Origin of the sequence: Pseudomonas sp. SORGH_AS_0211 (genome assembly GCF_031453455.1) — a bacterium.
Lineage (GTDB): Bacteria > Pseudomonadota > Gammaproteobacteria > Pseudomonadales > Pseudomonadaceae > Chryseomonas > Chryseomonas aestiva.
The window spans coordinates 2591290-2607625 of sequence record NZ_JAVIZV010000001.1 but is presented as its reverse complement, the minus strand read 5'-3'; the positions used below and the strand labels follow the sequence as shown (position 1 = coordinate 2607625).

General features: G+C 65.2%; 19 protein-coding genes. 15 read left to right on the top strand and 4 right to left on the bottom strand.

The features are described 5' to 3' along the window. The first annotated feature begins 66 nt into the window (after nucleotides 1-66). From fleN to QE393_RS12040, 12 genes are all read left to right on the top strand, one after another. Nucleotides 67-897: a flagellar synthesis regulator FleN gene (gene fleN, locus QE393_RS12095; protein ID WP_017642087.1), complete on the top strand. Its 831-nt coding sequence runs from the start codon at nucleotides 67-69 to the stop codon at nucleotides 895-897. Then, entirely contained in the window at nucleotides 894-1634 is a 741-nt protein-coding gene (gene fliA / locus QE393_RS12090) for an RNA polymerase sigma factor FliA (RefSeq protein WP_027597968.1), read from the top strand. Before fleN ends, fliA begins: the two co-directional genes overlap by 4 nt. 87 nt (nucleotides 1635-1721) lie before the next feature. Further along, a complete protein-coding gene (locus QE393_RS12085; protein WP_169853335.1) occupies nucleotides 1722-2096 on the top strand; it encodes a chemotaxis response regulator CheY in 375 nt (124 codons plus the stop codon). 19 nt (nucleotides 2097-2115) lie between these two features. Further along, complete coding sequence (locus tag QE393_RS12080; protein ID WP_133862384.1) at nucleotides 2116-2904, top strand: protein phosphatase CheZ; 789 nt, start codon at nucleotides 2116-2118, stop codon at nucleotides 2902-2904. Nucleotides 2905-2930: 26 nt separating this feature from the next. Beyond that, entirely contained in the window at nucleotides 2931-5165 is a 2235-nt protein-coding gene (locus QE393_RS12075; protein WP_273807620.1) for a chemotaxis protein CheA, read from the top strand. 82 nt (nucleotides 5166-5247) lie between these two features. Then, nucleotides 5248-6366 (top strand): chemotaxis response regulator protein-glutamate methylesterase, encoded by a 1119-nt coding sequence (locus QE393_RS12070; RefSeq protein ID WP_273807618.1) that lies wholly within the window; start codon nucleotides 5248-5250, stop codon nucleotides 6364-6366. Nucleotides 6367-6400: 34 nt separating this feature from the next. Next, a complete protein-coding gene (locus QE393_RS12065) occupies nucleotides 6401-7141 on the top strand; it encodes a flagellar motor protein (RefSeq protein ID WP_133862381.1) in 741 nt (246 codons plus the stop codon). A gap of 11 nt (nucleotides 7142-7152) precedes the next feature. Continuing rightward, nucleotides 7153-8016 carry a flagellar motor protein MotD gene (gene motD, locus QE393_RS12060; protein ID WP_310043712.1) on the top strand — a complete coding sequence of 288 codons (864 nt, stop codon included), beginning with the start codon at nucleotides 7153-7155 and terminating at the stop codon, nucleotides 8014-8016. Nucleotides 8017-8051: 35 nt separating this feature from the next. Beyond that, the gene (locus tag QE393_RS12055) at nucleotides 8052-8840 is read left to right on the top strand and encodes a ParA family protein (RefSeq protein ID WP_133862379.1); all 789 of its coding nucleotides are present in this window, start codon (nucleotides 8052-8054) and stop codon (nucleotides 8838-8840) included. A gap of 57 nt (nucleotides 8841-8897) precedes the next feature. Further along, nucleotides 8898-9803 carry a chemotaxis protein CheW gene (locus QE393_RS12050; RefSeq protein WP_310043710.1) on the top strand — a complete coding sequence of 302 codons (906 nt, stop codon included), beginning with the start codon at nucleotides 8898-8900 and terminating at the stop codon, nucleotides 9801-9803. A 73-nt stretch (nucleotides 9804-9876) separates the two neighbouring features. Beyond that, on the top strand, nucleotides 9877-10356 hold the full coding sequence (locus QE393_RS12045; protein WP_007160357.1) for a chemotaxis protein CheW: 480 nt from the start codon (nucleotides 9877-9879) through the stop codon (nucleotides 10354-10356). Then, nucleotides 10356-10772, top strand: a complete 417-nt coding sequence (locus QE393_RS12040; RefSeq protein ID WP_133862377.1) for a DUF2802 domain-containing protein — start codon at nucleotides 10356-10358, stop codon at nucleotides 10770-10772. Before QE393_RS12045 ends, QE393_RS12040 begins: the two co-directional genes overlap by 1 nt. A gap of 27 nt (nucleotides 10773-10799) precedes the next feature. Here the strand turns inward: QE393_RS12040 and QE393_RS12035 are convergent, their stop codons facing one another. Beyond that, a complete protein-coding gene (locus QE393_RS12035) occupies nucleotides 10800-11723 on the bottom strand; it encodes an aspartyl/asparaginyl beta-hydroxylase domain-containing protein (protein WP_310043706.1) in 924 nt (307 codons plus the stop codon). 170 nt (nucleotides 11724-11893) lie between these two features. Here QE393_RS12035 and QE393_RS12030 point away from each other — a divergent pair, with 170 nt between their 5' ends. Next, a complete protein-coding gene (locus QE393_RS12030; RefSeq protein ID WP_310043704.1) occupies nucleotides 11894-12433 on the top strand; it encodes a DUF2058 domain-containing protein in 540 nt (179 codons plus the stop codon). A gap of 9 nt (nucleotides 12434-12442) precedes the next feature. Here the strand turns inward: QE393_RS12030 and QE393_RS12025 are convergent, their stop codons facing one another. Together QE393_RS12025 and QE393_RS12020 are read right to left on the bottom strand one after the other, a co-directional pair. Then, nucleotides 12443-13087, bottom strand: a complete 645-nt coding sequence (locus tag QE393_RS12025; protein ID WP_310043701.1) for a YciC family protein — start codon at nucleotides 13085-13087, stop codon at nucleotides 12443-12445. Between the two features lie 30 nt (nucleotides 13088-13117). Then, nucleotides 13118-13684 (bottom strand): cysteine hydrolase family protein, encoded by a 567-nt coding sequence (locus tag QE393_RS12020; RefSeq protein WP_310043699.1) that lies wholly within the window; start codon nucleotides 13682-13684, stop codon nucleotides 13118-13120. Nucleotides 13685-13961: 277 nt separating this feature from the next. Here QE393_RS12020 and QE393_RS12015 point away from each other — a divergent pair, with 277 nt between their 5' ends. Further along, complete coding sequence (locus QE393_RS12015; protein WP_310043697.1) at nucleotides 13962-14747, top strand: DUF2076 domain-containing protein; 786 nt, start codon at nucleotides 13962-13964, stop codon at nucleotides 14745-14747. A gap of 59 nt (nucleotides 14748-14806) precedes the next feature. Here QE393_RS12015 and QE393_RS12010 read toward each other — a convergent pair whose 3' ends face one another. Continuing rightward, nucleotides 14807-15244: an Lrp/AsnC family transcriptional regulator gene (locus QE393_RS12010; protein ID WP_310043695.1), complete on the bottom strand. Its 438-nt coding sequence runs from the start codon at nucleotides 15242-15244 to the stop codon at nucleotides 14807-14809. 148 nt (nucleotides 15245-15392) lie between these two features. Here QE393_RS12010 and yedA point away from each other — a divergent pair, with 148 nt between their 5' ends. After that, complete coding sequence (gene yedA, locus QE393_RS12005; protein ID WP_310043693.1) at nucleotides 15393-16301, top strand: drug/metabolite exporter YedA; 909 nt, start codon at nucleotides 15393-15395, stop codon at nucleotides 16299-16301. The last annotated feature ends 35 nt before the right edge of the window (nucleotides 16302-16336 follow it).

Sequence of the window (16336 nt, the reverse complement as noted above, 5' to 3'; positions counted from 1 at the left end):
CATGCCTGGGCACGCCAAATGCACTTGGTCTAAAGTGTGACGGATTTCAATCAAAGGTATCAGGCAATGGGTAGCATGCATCCCGTCCAAGTCATAGCGGTCACGGGCGGTAAAGGCGGTGTCGGCAAGACCAATGTGTCGGTCAACCTGGCCTTGGCCCTGGCCGATATCGGGCGGCGCGTCATGCTGCTCGACGCCGACCTGGGCCTCGCCAACATCGACGTTCTGCTCGGCCTGTCGCCCAAGCGCACCCTTGCCGACGTCATCTCCGGCGAGTGCGAGCTGCGCGACGTGCTGCTGCACGGCCCGGGCGGCATCCGCATCGTTCCGGCGGCCTCGGGCACCCAGGCGATGGTCAATCTGACGCCGGCCCAGCACGCCGGTCTGATCCAGGCCTTCAGCGACATCAGCGAAAACCTCGACGTGCTCATCGTCGATACCGCTGCCGGCATCGGCGACCAGGTGGTCAGCTTCGTTCGCGCCGCCCAGGAAGTCCTGGTGGTGGTGTGCGACGAGCCCACCTCCATCACCGATGCCTACGCCCTGATCAAGCTGCTCAATCGCGACCATGGCGTCACCCGTTTCCGGGTTCTGGCGAACATGGCGCTGACGCCCCAGGAAGGTCGCAATCTCTTTGCTAAGCTGACCAAGGTGACCGACAGATTCCTGGATGTCGCCCTGCAGTATGTGGGCGCCATTCCGTTCGACGAGGCGGTGCGCAAAGCCGTGCAGAAACAGCGCCCCGTGTTCGAAGCCTTTCCGCGTGCCAAGGCCTCGCTGGCCTTCCGTGCGGTAGCTCAGAAAGTCGATGGCTGGCCGCTGCCCGCCAATCCGCGCGGCCATCTCGAGTTCTTTGTCGAGCGCCTTGTGCAACCAGCCATCGGTACCCACGCATGACAGCATCCAGCGGGCTTCGCATGTACAGCAAAACCTCGGAACGTACCCAGCAGGAGCAACTCATCAACCGCTACGCGCCGTTGGTGAAACGCATCGCCTACCATCTCCTGGCGCGGCTGCCGGCCAGCGTGCAGGTCGAGGACCTGATGCAGGCCGGCATGATCGGTCTGCTGGAGGCCTCGCGCAAATATGACGCCGGCAAGGGCGCCAGCTTCGAGACCTACGCCGGCATCCGCATCCGCGGCGCCATGCTCGACGAGGTCCGCAAGGGCGACTGGGCGCCGCGCTCGGTGCACCGCAACACGCGCATGGTCACCGACGCCATTCGCGCGGTGGAAGCGCGTACGGGGCGCGACGCTAAAGATTCCGAAGTCGCGGCCGAACTTAAATTGAGTCTGGATGAGTACTACGGCATCCTTGGCGACACCATGGGGAGTCGCCTGTTCAGTTTCGACGACCTCATGGAGGGTGGTGAGCATGGGCTCGAGGAGAGCGGTTCGCATGAACTCGAACCCGGTCGCGGTCTGGAGGACGAGCGCTTCCGCAAGGCCCTGGCCGACGCCATCGCCAATCTTCCGGAGCGTGAACGTCTGGTGCTCTCGCTGTATTACGACGAGGAACTCAACCTCAAGGAAATCGGCGAGGTGCTGGGCGTGAGCGAGTCACGCGTCTGCCAACTTCACAGTCAATGCGCGGCACGCCTGCGGGCGCGGCTGGCGGAATGGCGTTCGCGTTAACCGGCTGGTACTCAGGCTACTACGATTGCTTAGGCGCGCCTTGCGGCGTGTGTGCGGATTAGGACGGAGGTCGACTTGGACAAGAACATGAAAATCCTCATCGTGGACGATTTTTCCACGATGAGACGCATCATCAAGAATTTGCTGCGCGATCTGGGATTCACCAATACCGCCGAAGCAGACGACGGCAACACCGCCCTGCCTATGTTGCAGAGCGGCAACTTCGATTTTCTCGTCACCGATTGGAATATGCCCGGCATGACCGGCATCGACCTGCTGCGCCAGGTGCGCGCCGACGCGCGCCTGAAAACCCTGCCGGTGCTGATGGTGACCGCCGAGGCCAAGCGTGAGCAGATCATCGAAGCCGCTCAGGCCGGCGTGAATGGCTATGTGGTCAAGCCTTTCACCGCCCAGGTGCTGAAAGAAAAGATCGACAAGATCTTCGAGCGGGTGAACGGCTGAAGAAAGCCGCGGGGACGTTATGGATCAGCTTGGCACCAACAGCTTCAGCGACTTCGAGTCGAATCTAAAACAGCACGCCCAGGAGCTGGTGAAATGCCTGGAAAGTGGCGACTTCACCCAGGCGGTGCATGTCATCAATGAACTCAACCAGTTGCGTGACCGCGGTCTCTACCAAGAAGTCGGCAAGCTGACCCGCGAGTTGCACAACGCCATCGTCAACTTCGAGATCGATCCGCGCGGCATGGCCGGCGAAGAGGTCTCCCAGATCAGCGATGCCACCGATCGTCTCTCCTACGTGGTGAAGATGACCGAGAACGCCGCCAACCGGACCATGGATCTGGTGGAGGAGAGCGCGCCCCTGGTAGGCAACTTCGGCGATGAAGCCCGTGCCGTGCATGCCGACTGGAAGAAGTTCATGCGCCGGGAAATGGGCGCGGACGAATTCCGCGAGCTGGCCAAGCGCGTCGATGCCTTCCTCAGCCACAGCGAGAGCAGCGCCGAACAACTGTCGGCCAAGCTCAACGACATCCTCCTAGCGCAGGACTACCAGGACCTTACTGGTCAGGTGATCAAGCGCGTGGTCAATCTCGTCGGGCAGATCGAGAAAGACCTCGTCAAGCTGGTGATGATGGCCAGCCAGGTCGATCGCTATACCGGCTTCAGTCACGATCACAGCGCGCTGATCGAACAGAATCGAAAAGAAAAGACGATGAAGGGTGAAGGTCCGCAGATTCATGCCGATAAGCGTGAAGACGTCGTGGCCGCTCAGGTCGACGTCGACGATCTTCTATCCAGTCTGGGCTTCTGACCCAGACCCTCTTGGGGAGTGCAGGAATGAGCTTCGACGCCGATGAAGAGATCCTCCAGGATTTCCTGGTAGAGGCCGGCGAGATTCTCGAACAGTTGTCGGAACAATTGGTCGAGCTGGAAAGCCGTCCGGATGACATGGATCTGCTGAACGCCATCTTTCGTGGCTTCCATACCGTAAAGGGCGGTGCCGGTTTCCTGCAGCTCCATACCCTGGTCGAGTGCTGTCATATCGCGGAAAACGTTTTCGACATCCTGCGCAAGGGCGAACGCCGCGTGGATGCCGAACTGATGGATGTGGTGCTGCAGGCACTGGATTCCGTCAACGAGATGTTTGGTCAGGTACGGGAGCGCGAAGAGCCGACCCCGGCCTCGCCCGAGTTGCTGGCGGCGCTGGCTCGCCTGGCCGATCCGGCCGGCAGCGAACCGGCGCCGGTAGCGGCTGCGCCCGTAGCCGCCACTCCGGTGGCCGCGGCACCGGCGCCCGTCGCTGCTGCTGCAGCTGCCGAACCGGAATTGAGCGATGCCGATTTCCAGAATCTGCTCGATGCCCTGGGCAGCGAGCCGAGTGCGGCAGCGCCTGCGGCCGCCAGTGGTGACGACATCACCGATGACGAATTCGAAGCCCTGCTTGATCAGTTGCACGGCAAGGGCAAGTTCCATGACGCGCCGGCCGCTGCGCCTGTTGCTGCCGCAGCTCCTGCCGCCGTTGCGGCCAGCGGTGATGACATCACCGATGACGAATTCGAGGCCCTGCTGGACGAATTGCACGGCAAGGGCAAGTTCGTCGCGAACGAGGCCGCGGCACCTGTCGCAGCAGCCCCGGCGGTAGCGGCTCCAGCGGCGGCGGGTGGTGGTGACGAGATCACCGACGACGAATTCGAATCCCTGCTCGACGAATTGCACGGCAAGGGCCGATTCAGTGGTCCCGCGGCAGCCGCCGACGCTGTAGCCGCACCTGCCACTGCTGCGCCGGCACCGGTCGCTGCGCCTCAGCCCGCGCCTGCACCCGCGCCGAAACCAGCTCCGGTTGCCGAGGTCGCGGTGCCCAAGCCGGCAGCGGCAGCGCCCGCCGAACGTCCCACCAGCGAAGCGGAGACCACCGTGCGGGTCGATACCGCACGGCTGGACGAGATCATGAACATGGTCGGCGAGCTGGTGCTGGTGCGTAACCGCCTGGTGCGTCTGGGCCTGAACAGCGGCGACGAGGCCATGGCCAAGGCCGTGTCCAATCTCGACGTGGTCACCGCCGACCTGCAGACCTCGGTCATGAAGACGCGGATGCAGCCGATCAAGAAGGTCTTCGGCCGCTTCCCGCGCCTGGTCCGCGATCTGGCGCGCAGCCTGAAGAAAGAGATCAACCTGGAGCTGGTCGGTGAAGAAACCGACCTGGACAAGAACCTGGTCGAGGCCCTGGCCGATCCGCTGGTGCACCTGGTGCGCAACGCGGTCGACCATGGCATCGAAGGGCCCGCCGAACGTGAAGAGAACGGCAAGTCCCGTGCGGGGCGTGTAGTGCTCTCCGCCGAGCAGGAAGGCGACCACATCCTCCTGTCGATCTCCGATGACGGCAAGGGCATGGACGCGGATCTGCTGCGCAACAAGGCCGTGGAAAAAGGCCTGCTCGACCGCGACGCGGCCGATCGCCTGACCGAGACCGAGTGCTTCAACCTGATCTTCGCCCCGGGTTTCTCCACCAAGGCCGAGATCTCCGACATCTCCGGTCGTGGCGTGGGCATGGACGTGGTCAAGACCAAGATCAGCCAGCTCAACGGCACGCTGAACGTCTACTCGACCAAGGGCCAGGGCTCCAAGATCGTCATCAAGGTGCCCCTGACCCTGGCGATCATGCCGACGCTGATGGTGATGCTGGGCAACCAGGCCTTCGCCTTCCCGCTGGTCAACGTCAACGAGATCTTCCACCTCGACCTGTCCCGCACCAACGTGGTGGACGGCCAGGAAGTGGTGGTGGTGCGCGACAAGGCGCTGCCGCTGTTCTACCTCAAGCGCTGGCTGGTGCCCAATGCGGCCCATGTGGAGCAGGGGGAAGGGCATGTGGTGATCCTCTCGGTGGGCACCCAGCGCATCGGCTTCGTGGTCGATCAGCTGGTGGGCCAGGAAGAGGTGGTCATCAAGCCACTCGGCAAGATGTTGCAGGGAACGCCCGGCATGTCCGGAGCGACCATCACCGGCGACGGGCGCATCGCGCTCATCCTCGATGTGCCCAGCATGCTCAAGCGCTACGCCCGTCGCGGACTCTGAGTCGGCCAGGTACGAGCGGCGTCAGGCCCTGGGCCTGGCGCCATCGGGTGGCCTGCGCCGCCCCAGTTAGGAGTTTCAACGTATGCCGGTAAAAGTACTGGTGGTGGACGATTCCGGCTTCTTCCGGCGTCGGCTCAAGGAAATCCTGGCGGCCGATCCCAACATCTCGGTGGTGGGCACGGCCAGCAACGGGCGCGAAGGGGTCGACCAGGCCCTGGCGCTGCGGCCCGATGTCATCACCATGGACTACGAGATGCCGATGATGGACGGCATCACCGCGGTCCGCCACATCATGCAGAAATGCCCGACCCCTGTGCTGATGTTCTCCTCGCTCACCCATGAAGGCGCCCGGGTCACCCTGGATGCCCTGGATGCCGGCGCGGTCGACTACCTGCCCAAGAATTTCGAGGACATCTCGCGCAATCCGGCCAGTGTGCAAAAGCTGCTGTGCGAGAAGATCCACCATATCGCCCGTTCCAACCGGCGCTTCGCCGTGGCTCCCAGCGTCGCGCCGGCGACGCCCGCGAGTGCTTCCGCGGCACCGGCCACGGCCCGCCCGGCAGCGCGTCCGGCCGCGCCTGGCGGCGCTGCGGCAGGTCACGCGTCCGCGGCCCCGGCTTCGCCGCCGCCCAAGCGCAAGCACTATCGCCTGGTGGCCATCGGGACCTCCACCGGTGGTCCGGTGGCCCTGCAACGGGTGCTTACCCAGCTGCCAGCCAATTTCCCGGCGCCCCTGGTGCTGATCCAGCACATGCCGGCGGCCTTCACCAAGGCCTTCGCCGAGCGCCTGGACAAGCTCTGCCGAATCAGCGTCAAGGAAGCCGAGGACGGCGACCAGTTGCGTCCGGGACTGGCTCTGCTGGCACCCGGCGGCAAGCAGATGATGGTGGACGGTCGCGGCATGGTGAAGATCCTGCCCGGCGACGAGCGCCTCAACTACAAACCCTGCGTCGACGTGACCTTTGGTTCCGCGGCCAAGGCCTATGCCGACAAGGTGCTGGCAGTGGTCCTGACCGGCATGGGCGCCGACGGCCGCGAAGGCGCGCGGATGCTCAAGCAGGTCGGCAGCCAGGTGTGGGCCCAGGATGAAGCCAGCTGCGTCATCTACGGCATGCCCATGGCCATCGCCAAGGCCAATCTGGCCGACGCCGTCTACGGCCTGGACGACATCGGCAGACACCTGACCGAGGCCTGTTCGTGACGGCAGGCGTTTACTGGCCAGAAGGGCATTGAGCGTGGACGTTCTCAGCCTCATCGGCATCCTGCTGGCGTTTACCGCCATCATGGGTGGCAACCTGCTGGAGGGCGGTTCCTTCACCGCCCTGGCCAATGCTCCGGCGGCGCTGATCGTGGTCGGCGGCACCCTGGGCGCCGTCCTGCTGCAGACCCGCCTGCCGGTGCTGCGCCGGGCCCTGACGATGCTGGCCTGGGTGTTCGTGCCGCCGCGGCTGGACCTCGTCGGCGGCATCCGCAAGGTGGTCAACTGGAGCAACGTCGCGCGCAAGGAAGGCCTGCTGGGTCTCGAACCCCTGGTCGCCCGCGAAGCCGATCCCTATGCCGCCAAGGGCCTGCAGCTGCTGGTGGACGGCACCGAACCCGAGGCCCTGCGCAGCATTCTCGAGGTGGATCTCTACGGCCAGGAAGATCGCGACATCGCCGCCGCCAAGGTCTATGAAGCCATGGGTGGCTATGCACCCACGGTCGGGATCATCGGCGCGGTGATGGGCCTGATCCACGTCATGCAGAATCTCGCCGATCCCTCCCAGCTGGGCAGCGGCATCGCCGTGGCCTTCGTCGCCACCATCTATGGTGTCGGCTTCGCCAACCTGCTGTTGCTGCCGGTCGGCAACAAGCTCAAGGCACTGGCCCAGCAACAGTCCCGCTACCGGGAAATGCTGCTGGAGGGCCTGATGTCCATCGGCGAGGGCGAGAATCCCCGCTCCATCGAAATGAAGCTGCAAGGTTTTCTGGACTAGGAGGACGCCGCATGCCTCGTCGCCGCCGCCGTCCCGAAGAGCACGAGAACCACGAACGCTGGCTGGTCTCCTACGCGGACTTCATCACCCTGCTGTTCGCCTTCTTCGTGGTCATGTATTCCATCTCCTCGCTGAACGAGAGCAAGTACAAGGTGCTGTCGGACAGCCTGTCCGGCATCTTCAGCCAGCCGGAGCGTTCGCTCAAACCCATTCCCCTCGGTGATCAGCGTCCCGCGGGCGTGACACCGACGGTGATGGACGCCAGCGCCGCTCAGCCGGCCAGGAGCGCCCCCAGCGATCCGCTGCAGCAGATCGCCGACAGCGTGCGCGCCACCTTCGGCGATCTCATCGCCGGCGACCAGTTGAACATCAAGGCCAGCGAGATGTGGCTGGAAATCGAACTCAGCTCCAACCTGCTGTTCGCCAGCGGCGATTCCCTGCCGAGCAATCCCGCCTTCGGTCTCATGGAGAAGGTGGCCAAGATTCTGGCGCCGTTCAGAAATCCGATCCAGGTACAGGGCTACACGGACGACCGCCCCATCAGCACGGCGCTGTATCCCACCAACTGGGAACTGTCCGCGGCCCGCGCGGCCAGTATCGTGCGGCTGCTGATCGGCAACGGCATCGCGCCGCAGCGCCTGGCCGTGGTGGGCTATGGCGCCTATCAACCGGTGGTCGACAACACCAACGACGTCAATCGCGCCCGCAATCGACGCGTGGTCCTGCTGATCTCGCGCAATCTCGACCTGTTCCGGCCACAGAGCACCTTGCAAAATCCGTCGACTGGCACACAATCTGCAGCATCGCCTGGAGAACCGGCGCCCGGGGTGGCGCCCGTCAAATCTTCGTCGCCGGCCACCAAGCCGGCACCTTGACCCGGCTGGTCGTGTCGTCGGGAGGAAGTCTGCACATGAGAGTCTGGGCTGTCGCCAATCAGAAGGGTGGGGTGGGCAAGACCACCACCACCGTTGCCCTCGCCGGGTTGCTCGGCGATGAAGGCAAGCGCGTCCTGCTGGTGGATCTCGATCCCCACGGCTCCCTGACGAGCTATTTCGGTCAGGATCCGGACAGCCTCGAACACAGCGCGTTCGATCTGTTCCAGCACGGTGGCCAGGTTCCGGAAGGCCTGCCGAAGCGGCTGCTGCTGCCCACCAGCCATCCGCAGCTGTCGATGCTGCCGTCCAGCACCGCGCTGGCTACCCTGGAGCGTCAGTCGCCCGGCCAGAGCGGCCTGGGCCTGGTGATCTCCAAGAGCCTGGCACAGCTGTGGAACGATTTCGATCATGTGCTGATCGACAGTCCGCCGTTGCTCGGCGTGCTGATGGTCAATGCCCTGGCGGCCAGTCAGCATCTGGTGATTCCGACCCAGACCGAATTCCTCGCGCTCAAGGGACTCGAGCGCATGGTCAACACCCTGACCATGATCAACCGCTCGCGCAAGCAGGCGCTGCCCTACACCATAGTGCCGACCCTGTTCGACCGCCGTACCCAGGCCTCCATCGGCACGCTAAAGGTCCTGCGCAGCACCTATCCGGCGCAGCTGTGGCAGGCCTTCATTCCCATCGATACGCGGCTGCGCGACGCCAGTCGTTCCGGGCAGGTGCCGTCGCGCTACGAGATGAACAGCCGCGGCGTCATCGCCTACCGGGCGTTGCTGCGGCATCTGCTCGACGGGGCGCCCAGCAGCCAGGTCGCCTGATTCAAGTTTTCCACCCTGCCGGCCGATAGGCTGGACAACTCACCCACGTAGATCGCCATGAGCCAACCGACGTCTCTCGACAATCGTCCTCAGCGTGTCCTCCAGGGCTATCTCGATGCCCTTTTGCTGGACGCGTTCCTGGAACTGCCGACCGCCGAAGCCACGCCGGTCGTGGCGCCCGTGGTGGCACCGGCTGCGCCGATCGCCAGCGTGAGCGAAGACGAATTCGCCGCCGCGGTGCGCGAGGAGCTCGAACGGGATGCCGCGTGGCAACCCCGGGTCGTGCCGCTGGCCGCCCGCCGTGCCGGCGTCGACCTGCCCGAGGTGCTGCAGCCTGCAACCCAGGTGCCGTTGCCGCCGGAAACCGACATCGAGCTGGACTGGCGCGTCCCCGAACTGGCCCCCGCTGCCGAGCCGGCGCGTCCGGTGGTGGAGGGCATTGCCCTCGGTACCCCGGCGGTGCAGCCCGCCGCCGCAGCGGGCGTACCGCCCAGCGCCGTGCACCTGGAAGGTCGCCCCGAGTGGGGCGAAGAGCCCTTCGAATGCCTGCTGTTCGACGTGGCCGGCCTGACCCTGGCCGCGCCCCTGGTGTGCCTGGGCTCCATCTACCCGCTCACCGACGAAGAGTTGACGCCGCTGTTTGGTCAGCCAGACTGGTTCCTGGGCCTGCTACCCTGCCAGGCAGGCAACCTGCGCGTGCTCGACGCAGCCCGCTGGGTGATGCCCGAGCGCTACCGCGACGACTATCGCGAAGGCCTGAAATTCGTTATATCGCTGCAAGGCCTGGACTGGGGCCTGGCCGTGCATGGCGTCAGCCATTCGGTACGGCTGGATCCCGCTGAGGTCAAATGGCGGAATCAGCGCGCTACCCGGCCCTGGCTGGCGGGTACGGTGATCGATCAGATGTGTGCGCTGCTGGATGTGGCGGCGCTCGCTGAACAGGTGGTGGGTGGCCGTCGCTAGGGCTGCCCGCTGCAACTAACCGGCGGGTTCGCCCGCTTCGCCGCACGTGCGGTATTTGACGAGGCTAGGGAACATGAAAAAAACGTCCGCACAGGGTTCCGAAGATCCGGTCCTGCAATGGGTCACCTTCCGCCTGGATAACGAGACCTACGGCATCAACGTGATGCAGGTCCAGGAAGTCCTGCGCTACACCGAAATCGCTCCGGTCCCGGGTGCGCCGAGCTACGTGCTGGGCATCATCAACCTGCGCGGCAACGTGGTGACGGTGATCGACACCCGTCAACGCTTCGGTCTGCTGCCCACCGAGGTCACCGACAACACCCGTATCGTCATCATCGAGGCTGACAAGCAGGTCGTCGGCATCCTGGTCGACAGCGTGGCCGAGGTGGTCTATCTGCGGCAGTCGGAGATCGAGACCGCACCGAACGTCGGCAATGACGAATCCGCCAAGTTCATCCAGGGCGTGTGCAACAAGAACGGCGAGCTGCTGATCCTGGTCGAGCTCGACAAGCTGATGACCGAAGAAGAGTGGTCGGAGCTGGAAAGCATCTGATGCTCGTCGGGCTGATCCTGCTCAGCGTTGCCCTGGGGCTGGCCTGTGCCGGCCTCGGCGGTTGCTGCTGGTTGCTCTGGCAGCGCCAGCAGCAGCAGGCGGCCAAGCTGGCCGAGCGGGAAGCCCTGGTCGACAAGCGCATGCAGATCCTGCTCAAACGCCTGGAAACCTACCAGGCCGGGCAGGTGCGCATGGGCGAACAGGTGCAGGGACTGGCCCAGGTGGTGGCACCCTTGCCCGATCGGTTGACCCAGATCGAGCAGAGCGACCCCACCAGTCTGTCGTTTTCCCAGGCGGCGCGCCTGGTGGGACTGGGCGCCAGCGCCGACGATCTCACCCAGGCCTGCGGTCTGTCCCAGGCCGAAGCCGAGCTGGTGGCCCGGCTGCACCGGCAGCGCCAGCAGCGTTCCGGCTGATCAGGCCGGCTGCGCAGGATCGCCGCCTCAGCTGACGATCCAGTGGTAGAGCGCGATCACCACCAGTACCGCTAGCACCGGCTTGGCGATGCGGTAGGCCTTGGGATGGCGCCGCTTGAATTTCTTCACGCCACCACCGATGCGATCCCCGAATCTCTTGCTGAAGGCATAGGCCTGGTTGATGCCGCCGACGCGTTCCCCTTCGACGTTCTGCGGTGCCGTGGCGCTGCCGAGGAAACGGCTGACCGCCTGATTGACACGGGTCAGCATGCGGTTGCGCAGCGGACGCTCGACGTCGCAGAAGAGAATGACCCGGGTCTGGTCGGTCTCGTTCTTGACCCAGTGCACGTAGGTTTCGTCGAACATCACGTCTTCGCCGTCGCGCCAGGCATAGGGCTGGCCATCGACATAGATGCGACAGGCGTCCGAGTTCGGCGTGGCCAGACCCAGGTGGTAGCGCAGCGAGCCGCCGAAGGGATCGCGATGGGGATTCAGATGGCTTCCACCCGGCAGCAGGGCGAACATGGCGCCCTTGACGTTGGGGATCTGCCGCACCAGTTCGACGGTCCGCGGGCAGAGCGTCTGGGCGGAAGGCAGCGGCTCGCCGTACCAGGTCAGGTAGAAACGCTTCCAGCCCTTCTTGAAGAAGGAACCGAAGCCGGCGTCATTGTCCTTTTCCGCGGCGCGGATATAGCCCTCGTCGAACAGCCGCAGGGCTTCGACGCGAATCTCCTGCCAGTTGTCCTTGAGCACGTCCAGCTCGGGAAAGCGGCTGCGATCCAGATAGGGTTTGGACGGCACGCTGGAGAACAGGTACATCAGGGCGTTGTAGGGGGCGAACACGGCCGAGTGGTTGACCAGCTGGCGCAGGAAAGGCAGCCGAGCGCGTCCGCGAAGGTGGATGAAGAGCACGCTGGCGACGAAGAGCAGGACGATCGCGAAGGTAATCATGGGCGAATTGTGATCGGCAGCGCCCGAACCAGGGGCGGATAGGTAATGACCGCATTATTTCACCCCAGAGAAAGGCTTGCACTCGCTTCGTCGGCTGCGCAGGATGGACACCCTGGCGCGCGGCCGCTTTCGAGCCGCGCCCCCTTGGATGATCTAGACGAGTCGTATCGATGAGCATGTCCCTACGCGACCAGCTGCTGAAAGCCGGATTGGTCAATGAAAAGCAGGCCAAGCAGGCCGTCAAGCAGAAGCAGAAGCAGACCCGCATGGAGCATCGCGGGCAGACGGAGAAGGACCGCTCCCAGGAGCTGGCCGTCCAGCAGGCCCAGGCGGAGAAGCTGGCCAAGGACCAGGAGCTCAATCGCGCTCAGGAAGACAAGAAGAGGCGCAAGGCCGAGCAGGCGCAGATCAAGCAGCTGATCGAGACCAGCCGCCTGCCCAAGCTGAGCACCGAGGACTACTACAACTTCGTCGACGACAAGAAGGTCAAGCGCCTGTCGGTCAACGTCATGATGAGAGACAAGCTCAGCAAGGGCAGCCTGGCCATCGTGCGCTACGAAGGCCGCTACGAGGTGGTGCCCCGGGCCACCGCCGAGCGCATCCAGGAGCGCGATCCCAAGCGGGTGGTGCTGCTCAACGTGCAGAGCGGTGAGCCGGATCCGGACGATCCCTATGCCGCCTATCAGGTGCCGGACGACCTGATGTGGTAAGTGGCCAGGTCAGGCGTTCTGCCTGACCAGCATGTAGATGCGGTAGACGGCGATGCTGGGGATCAGCTGCAGGAAGCCCGAGAGGGTCTGCAGTGCGATCTCCGCTACCGCGGCCTCGGCGAAATGCCGGGTGATCCAGGCGTCGAGCAGCCAGGCCGGCAGGACCGTGGCCAGGATGCACGCCAGCAGGGTGAAGAAGTGCCCGCGGCTCAGCCGGAAGCTGCCACGCAGGGCGTCCAGCGGCGCCCGTCCCTCCAGCACCAGCAGATTCTCGGCGAAGGCCAGCTTGGCCATGATCAGAAAGCCCGGCACGATCAACAGCGAGAAGCCCAGCATCACCAGCCCCGAGGTCAAGGCCGCGAGGATGGCGAAGCGCGGCCAGAGCAGCAGGGCGGCGCCCCAGACGTCACTCAGGCGCGGGGTATTGCCCTGGGTGCGTGCCTCCAGAAAGATCAGCAGGGCGGCGGTGTACAGCGGATAGCAGAGCAGGCTCACCAGCATGTCCCACAGGCCGCCACTGGCCCCGAAGCGTTCCAGCACCTGATAGCGCAGCAGGGCTTCGAGCAGCAGCCAGGGCAGGGTGAGGACGGCCAGGGGCCGCAGATTGCGGGCAAAGAAAGACAGCGAGTCGCGCAGGATATCGACAGGGTTCATGCAGCTCTTCCAGACGTTCAGGAGGGCAGTCTAGCAGGGCGACCCGTTCGCCCGCAGGCGTTCGAGCATGGCCGCGCTGGAGGTGACGGTGGCGTATTCGCCGTGCAGATTGGCCATGGCCATCGCATGGACCTCCTCGGCGCTGCGCGGCCGACCGGAGAAGTCGGTCTTGGCGAAGGTGTAGCAGGCGTCTTCGGCGACCCAGGTGGTGAAATCCAGATTGCCGGCGCTGCGCGCGGTGGCCTCCACCGAGTTCTCGCTAGCCACGCCGCAGATCAGCAGTGAGGCTATGCCGCGCTGGTGCAGCCAGCGCTCCAGGCCGCTGTTGGCGAAGGCGTCGGGGACCTGCTTGTCGAATACCGTCTCGCCGGGCAGCGGCGCCAGCGCCGGCTGGAATTGCACGCCGGGCTGTCCCGGCCAGAACACCGAAGTCGGACTGCGCGACAGGTGCCGGACGTGCAGCAAGGGCGCTCCGGCCTGGCGCCAGGCCGCCAGCAGGTCGCCCATGCGCAGCTCGGCGTCCGGGTGGTTGCGTGGGCCCAGATGGGGCGCGCGGATCCCCTGTTGCTGGTCGATGAGGATAAGCAGCGGCGGCATGGGCGAGTCTCGCGGGCAAAGCGGCAGACTCCCCCAGCACAGGCCGGTTGTCCAGTCACCGGCGCGGCGCTGGAACTCGTCACCCCGCTGTCCCTTCAGAAGAGAGAAGCTAAGGCGGGGAGGGCTGGCTGAATCCGCGCTGAACATAGCGCGGGTCCTGCTTGAAAAGCTGCTACAACGCCTCTATCTGGCATAGCAGCGCAGGCTGCTGCGCCTTTCGATATCCAGGCCGTTCCCAGGGGAAGGCCGCCAGTAGACCGTCTGCGGGAGGGTCATCATGCAACGCGAAGAAAGCCAGCTGATCGAAGGTCTGTTCGACCGTCTCAAGACCACGGAAGCCCAGACCGCACCCCGTGACCGGGAAGCCGAGGCGCTGATCCAGCAGCGCCTGCGCGAGCAGCCCGCGGCTCCCTATTACATGGCCCAGGCGATGCTGATCCAGGAGGCCGCCATCAAGCGGCTGGATCAGCGCGTCAAGGAACTGGAAAGCCAGATGGCCCAGGTCCAGCAGAATCGTCCAAGCAGCGGTGGCTTCCTCTCCAGCCTGTTCGGCGGTGGCAGCAGCCAGGCAACGGGCGGTCAGGCACCGGCCAACGCCGCGCCGTCGCGCGGCTGGAATGACCCGGGTCCGGCAGCGCCGCGTCCCGCCAATCCGGGGTATGCCCAGCCTAATCCCGGCTATGCCCAGCCCGCACCCGGCTATGGCGCGCCCCAGGCCGCGCCTTCCCGCATGGGCGGCTTCATGGGCGGTGCGCTGCAGACCGCGGCCGGGGTCGCCGGTGGCGTGCTGGCGGCCCAGGCTATCTCGGGCCTGTTCCATCACTCGCAACCCGAGGAGATCGTCAACGTCATCAACGAGACCCCGACCGCCGACCAGGGCCTGGCCGATGCCGGCTCCCAGGGAGGCTGGGCGGACAACGCCAGCTACGACAATGGCGGGGGTTTCCAGGATGCCGGTGGTTTCCAGGATAACGCCGGCTTCCAGGACGCCGCCGACTATGGCGATACCGGCGGTGGTGGCGGCTTCTTCGACGACAGTGGCGACGACGATTCCTTCATCTAGGTGGTCGTACTCCGCCAGCCCTGGTGCCGCGAGGCGCCGGGGCTTTTTTATGCGCGTCTTCAGCTGGGCATGAGCGGCAGCGGGCGCTCGAAGGGCGTCGACAGCACCACCACGGTCCGGCTCATGCCGAATCGGGTCAGCTGATCGATGAGGCTTTCCAGTTCGCCCATGTCGCGTACGGCGACCCGCAGCATCAGGCAGTCTTCGCCCGTAACCCGGTGACAGGCGAGCAGTTGGGGGAGGGCTTCCAGCTTCTTCAATACCGGGCCCTGACTGGTGCTGTGCAGGCGCAGGGAGATCAGGCATTCGGTGCCGTAGCCCAGGGCGCGGCGGTCGATACGGGCGCCATAGCCGGTGATGATGCCGGTGTATTCCAGCTTGGCGATGCGTTCGGCGATGGCCGGGGCGGAGAGGCCCAGCCGGCGACCCAACTCCGCGTAGCTGGCGCGGCCGTCCACCAGCAGCAGGTCGATGAGCCGACGATCGATATGGTCCATGTCCGGTCCCCTGCCTTCGAATCGAAGGTCACTATCCCTAAAATAGGCTGAATCAAAGGCTGGTCGGGCCCTTTCTCCCTCGACTGTATCTTAGCCGTCCCGATGCGCGCTCCTACAATGTCAGCCTGACCCCTCAGGACTCTTGCGCATGGACACCTCCGCCTCGCCCTGCCTCGCGCCGCCACGCCTACCCAGCTGGCTGCCGCTGCTGGCAGCCTTCTTCGCGCTCTATGTGGTCTGGGGTTCCACCTATCTGGTCATTCGCATCGGCGTGGCCCATTGGCCGCCGCTGTTGATGGCGGGGCTGAGGTTTCTTATCGCCGGGAGTCTCCTGCTGGGCTGGTTGCGTTGGCGCGGGGCGCCCTGGCCAACGGCGCGCGAGACCGCCGCGGCCGCGGTGATCGGTATCCTGCTCCTGGGCGTCGGTAACGGCGGGGTGACCCTGGCCGAGCATTGGGGCGTGACCTCCGGTATCGCCGCGTTGTCGATCGCCACGGTCCCCCTGTTCACCCTGCTGTTCGGTCTGCTCTGGGGGCAGCGCAACACCCTGCTGGAATGGGCCGGCATCGCCCTGGGTCTGGTGGGGATCGCCCTGCTCAATCTGGGCGATACCATGAGCGCCACGCCGCTCGGGGCCGCGGTGATCCTGATCGCCGCGGCGGCCTGGGCCTTCGGCTCGATCTGGAGTCGCTACCTGCCGTTGCCGCGTGGCGCCATGGCCAGCGCGGTGGAGATGCTGGTGGCGGGCGTGGTGCTGCTCGGCGCCAGCTACCTGAGCGGCGAGCGCCTGCAGCACTGGCCGGCCCTGGGTGGCTGGCTGGCGCTGGGCTATCTGGTGGTGTTCGGCTCGCTGATCGCCTTCAGTGCCTATCTTTATTTGCTGGGGCGGGTACGGCCGGCGGCCGCCACCAGCTACGCCTACGTCAATCCGGTGGTGGCGGTGCTGCTGGGTACCCTGTTCGCCGGCGAACGGATCGGTGCGGCCGAAGCGCTGGCCATGCTGGTCATCGTGGGCGCGGTGGTGCTGATCGGGCTGCCGCAGTGGCGACGGCTTTGAGAGCAGGCTAGGCTGGCGCGTCATCCAAGCGGAGT

Bases quoted from the DNA above. Each gene is read 5' to 3' on its own strand.
- fleN (WP_017642087.1), top strand. From the start codon at position 67: ATGGGTAGCATGCATCCCGTCCAAGTCATAGCGGTCACGGGCGGTAAA.
- fliA (WP_027597968.1), top strand. From the start codon at position 894: ATGACAGCATCCAGCGGGCTTCGCATGTACAGCAAAACCTCGGAACGT.
- QE393_RS12085 (WP_169853335.1), top strand. From the start codon at position 1,722: ATGAAAATCCTCATCGTGGACGATTTTTCCACGATGAGACGCATCATC.
- QE393_RS12080 (WP_133862384.1), top strand. From the start codon at position 2,116: ATGGATCAGCTTGGCACCAACAGCTTCAGCGACTTCGAGTCGAATCTA.
- QE393_RS12075 (WP_273807620.1), top strand. From the start codon at position 2,931: ATGAGCTTCGACGCCGATGAAGAGATCCTCCAGGATTTCCTGGTAGAG.
- QE393_RS12070 (WP_273807618.1), top strand. From the start codon at position 5,248: ATGCCGGTAAAAGTACTGGTGGTGGACGATTCCGGCTTCTTCCGGCGT.
- motD (WP_310043712.1), top strand. From the start codon at position 7,153: ATGCCTCGTCGCCGCCGCCGTCCCGAAGAGCACGAGAACCACGAACGC.
- QE393_RS12055 (WP_133862379.1), top strand. From the start codon at position 8,052: ATGAGAGTCTGGGCTGTCGCCAATCAGAAGGGTGGGGTGGGCAAGACC.
- QE393_RS12050 (WP_310043710.1), top strand. From the start codon at position 8,898: ATGAGCCAACCGACGTCTCTCGACAATCGTCCTCAGCGTGTCCTCCAG.
- QE393_RS12045 (WP_007160357.1), top strand. From the start codon at position 9,877: ATGAAAAAAACGTCCGCACAGGGTTCCGAAGATCCGGTCCTGCAATGG.
- QE393_RS12040 (WP_133862377.1), top strand. From the start codon at position 10,356: ATGCTCGTCGGGCTGATCCTGCTCAGCGTTGCCCTGGGGCTGGCCTGT.
- QE393_RS12035 (WP_310043706.1), bottom strand. From the start codon at position 11,723: ATGATTACCTTCGCGATCGTCCTGCTCTTCGTCGCCAGCGTGCTCTTC.
- QE393_RS12030 (WP_310043704.1), top strand. From the start codon at position 11,894: ATGAGCATGTCCCTACGCGACCAGCTGCTGAAAGCCGGATTGGTCAAT.
- QE393_RS12025 (WP_310043701.1), bottom strand. From the start codon at position 13,087: ATGAACCCTGTCGATATCCTGCGCGACTCGCTGTCTTTCTTTGCCCGC.
- QE393_RS12020 (WP_310043699.1), bottom strand. From the start codon at position 13,684: ATGCCGCCGCTGCTTATCCTCATCGACCAGCAACAGGGGATCCGCGCG.
- QE393_RS12015 (WP_310043697.1), top strand. From the start codon at position 13,962: ATGCAACGCGAAGAAAGCCAGCTGATCGAAGGTCTGTTCGACCGTCTC.
- QE393_RS12010 (WP_310043695.1), bottom strand. From the start codon at position 15,244: ATGGACCATATCGATCGTCGGCTCATCGACCTGCTGCTGGTGGACGGC.
- yedA (WP_310043693.1), top strand. From the start codon at position 15,393: ATGGACACCTCCGCCTCGCCCTGCCTCGCGCCGCCACGCCTACCCAGC.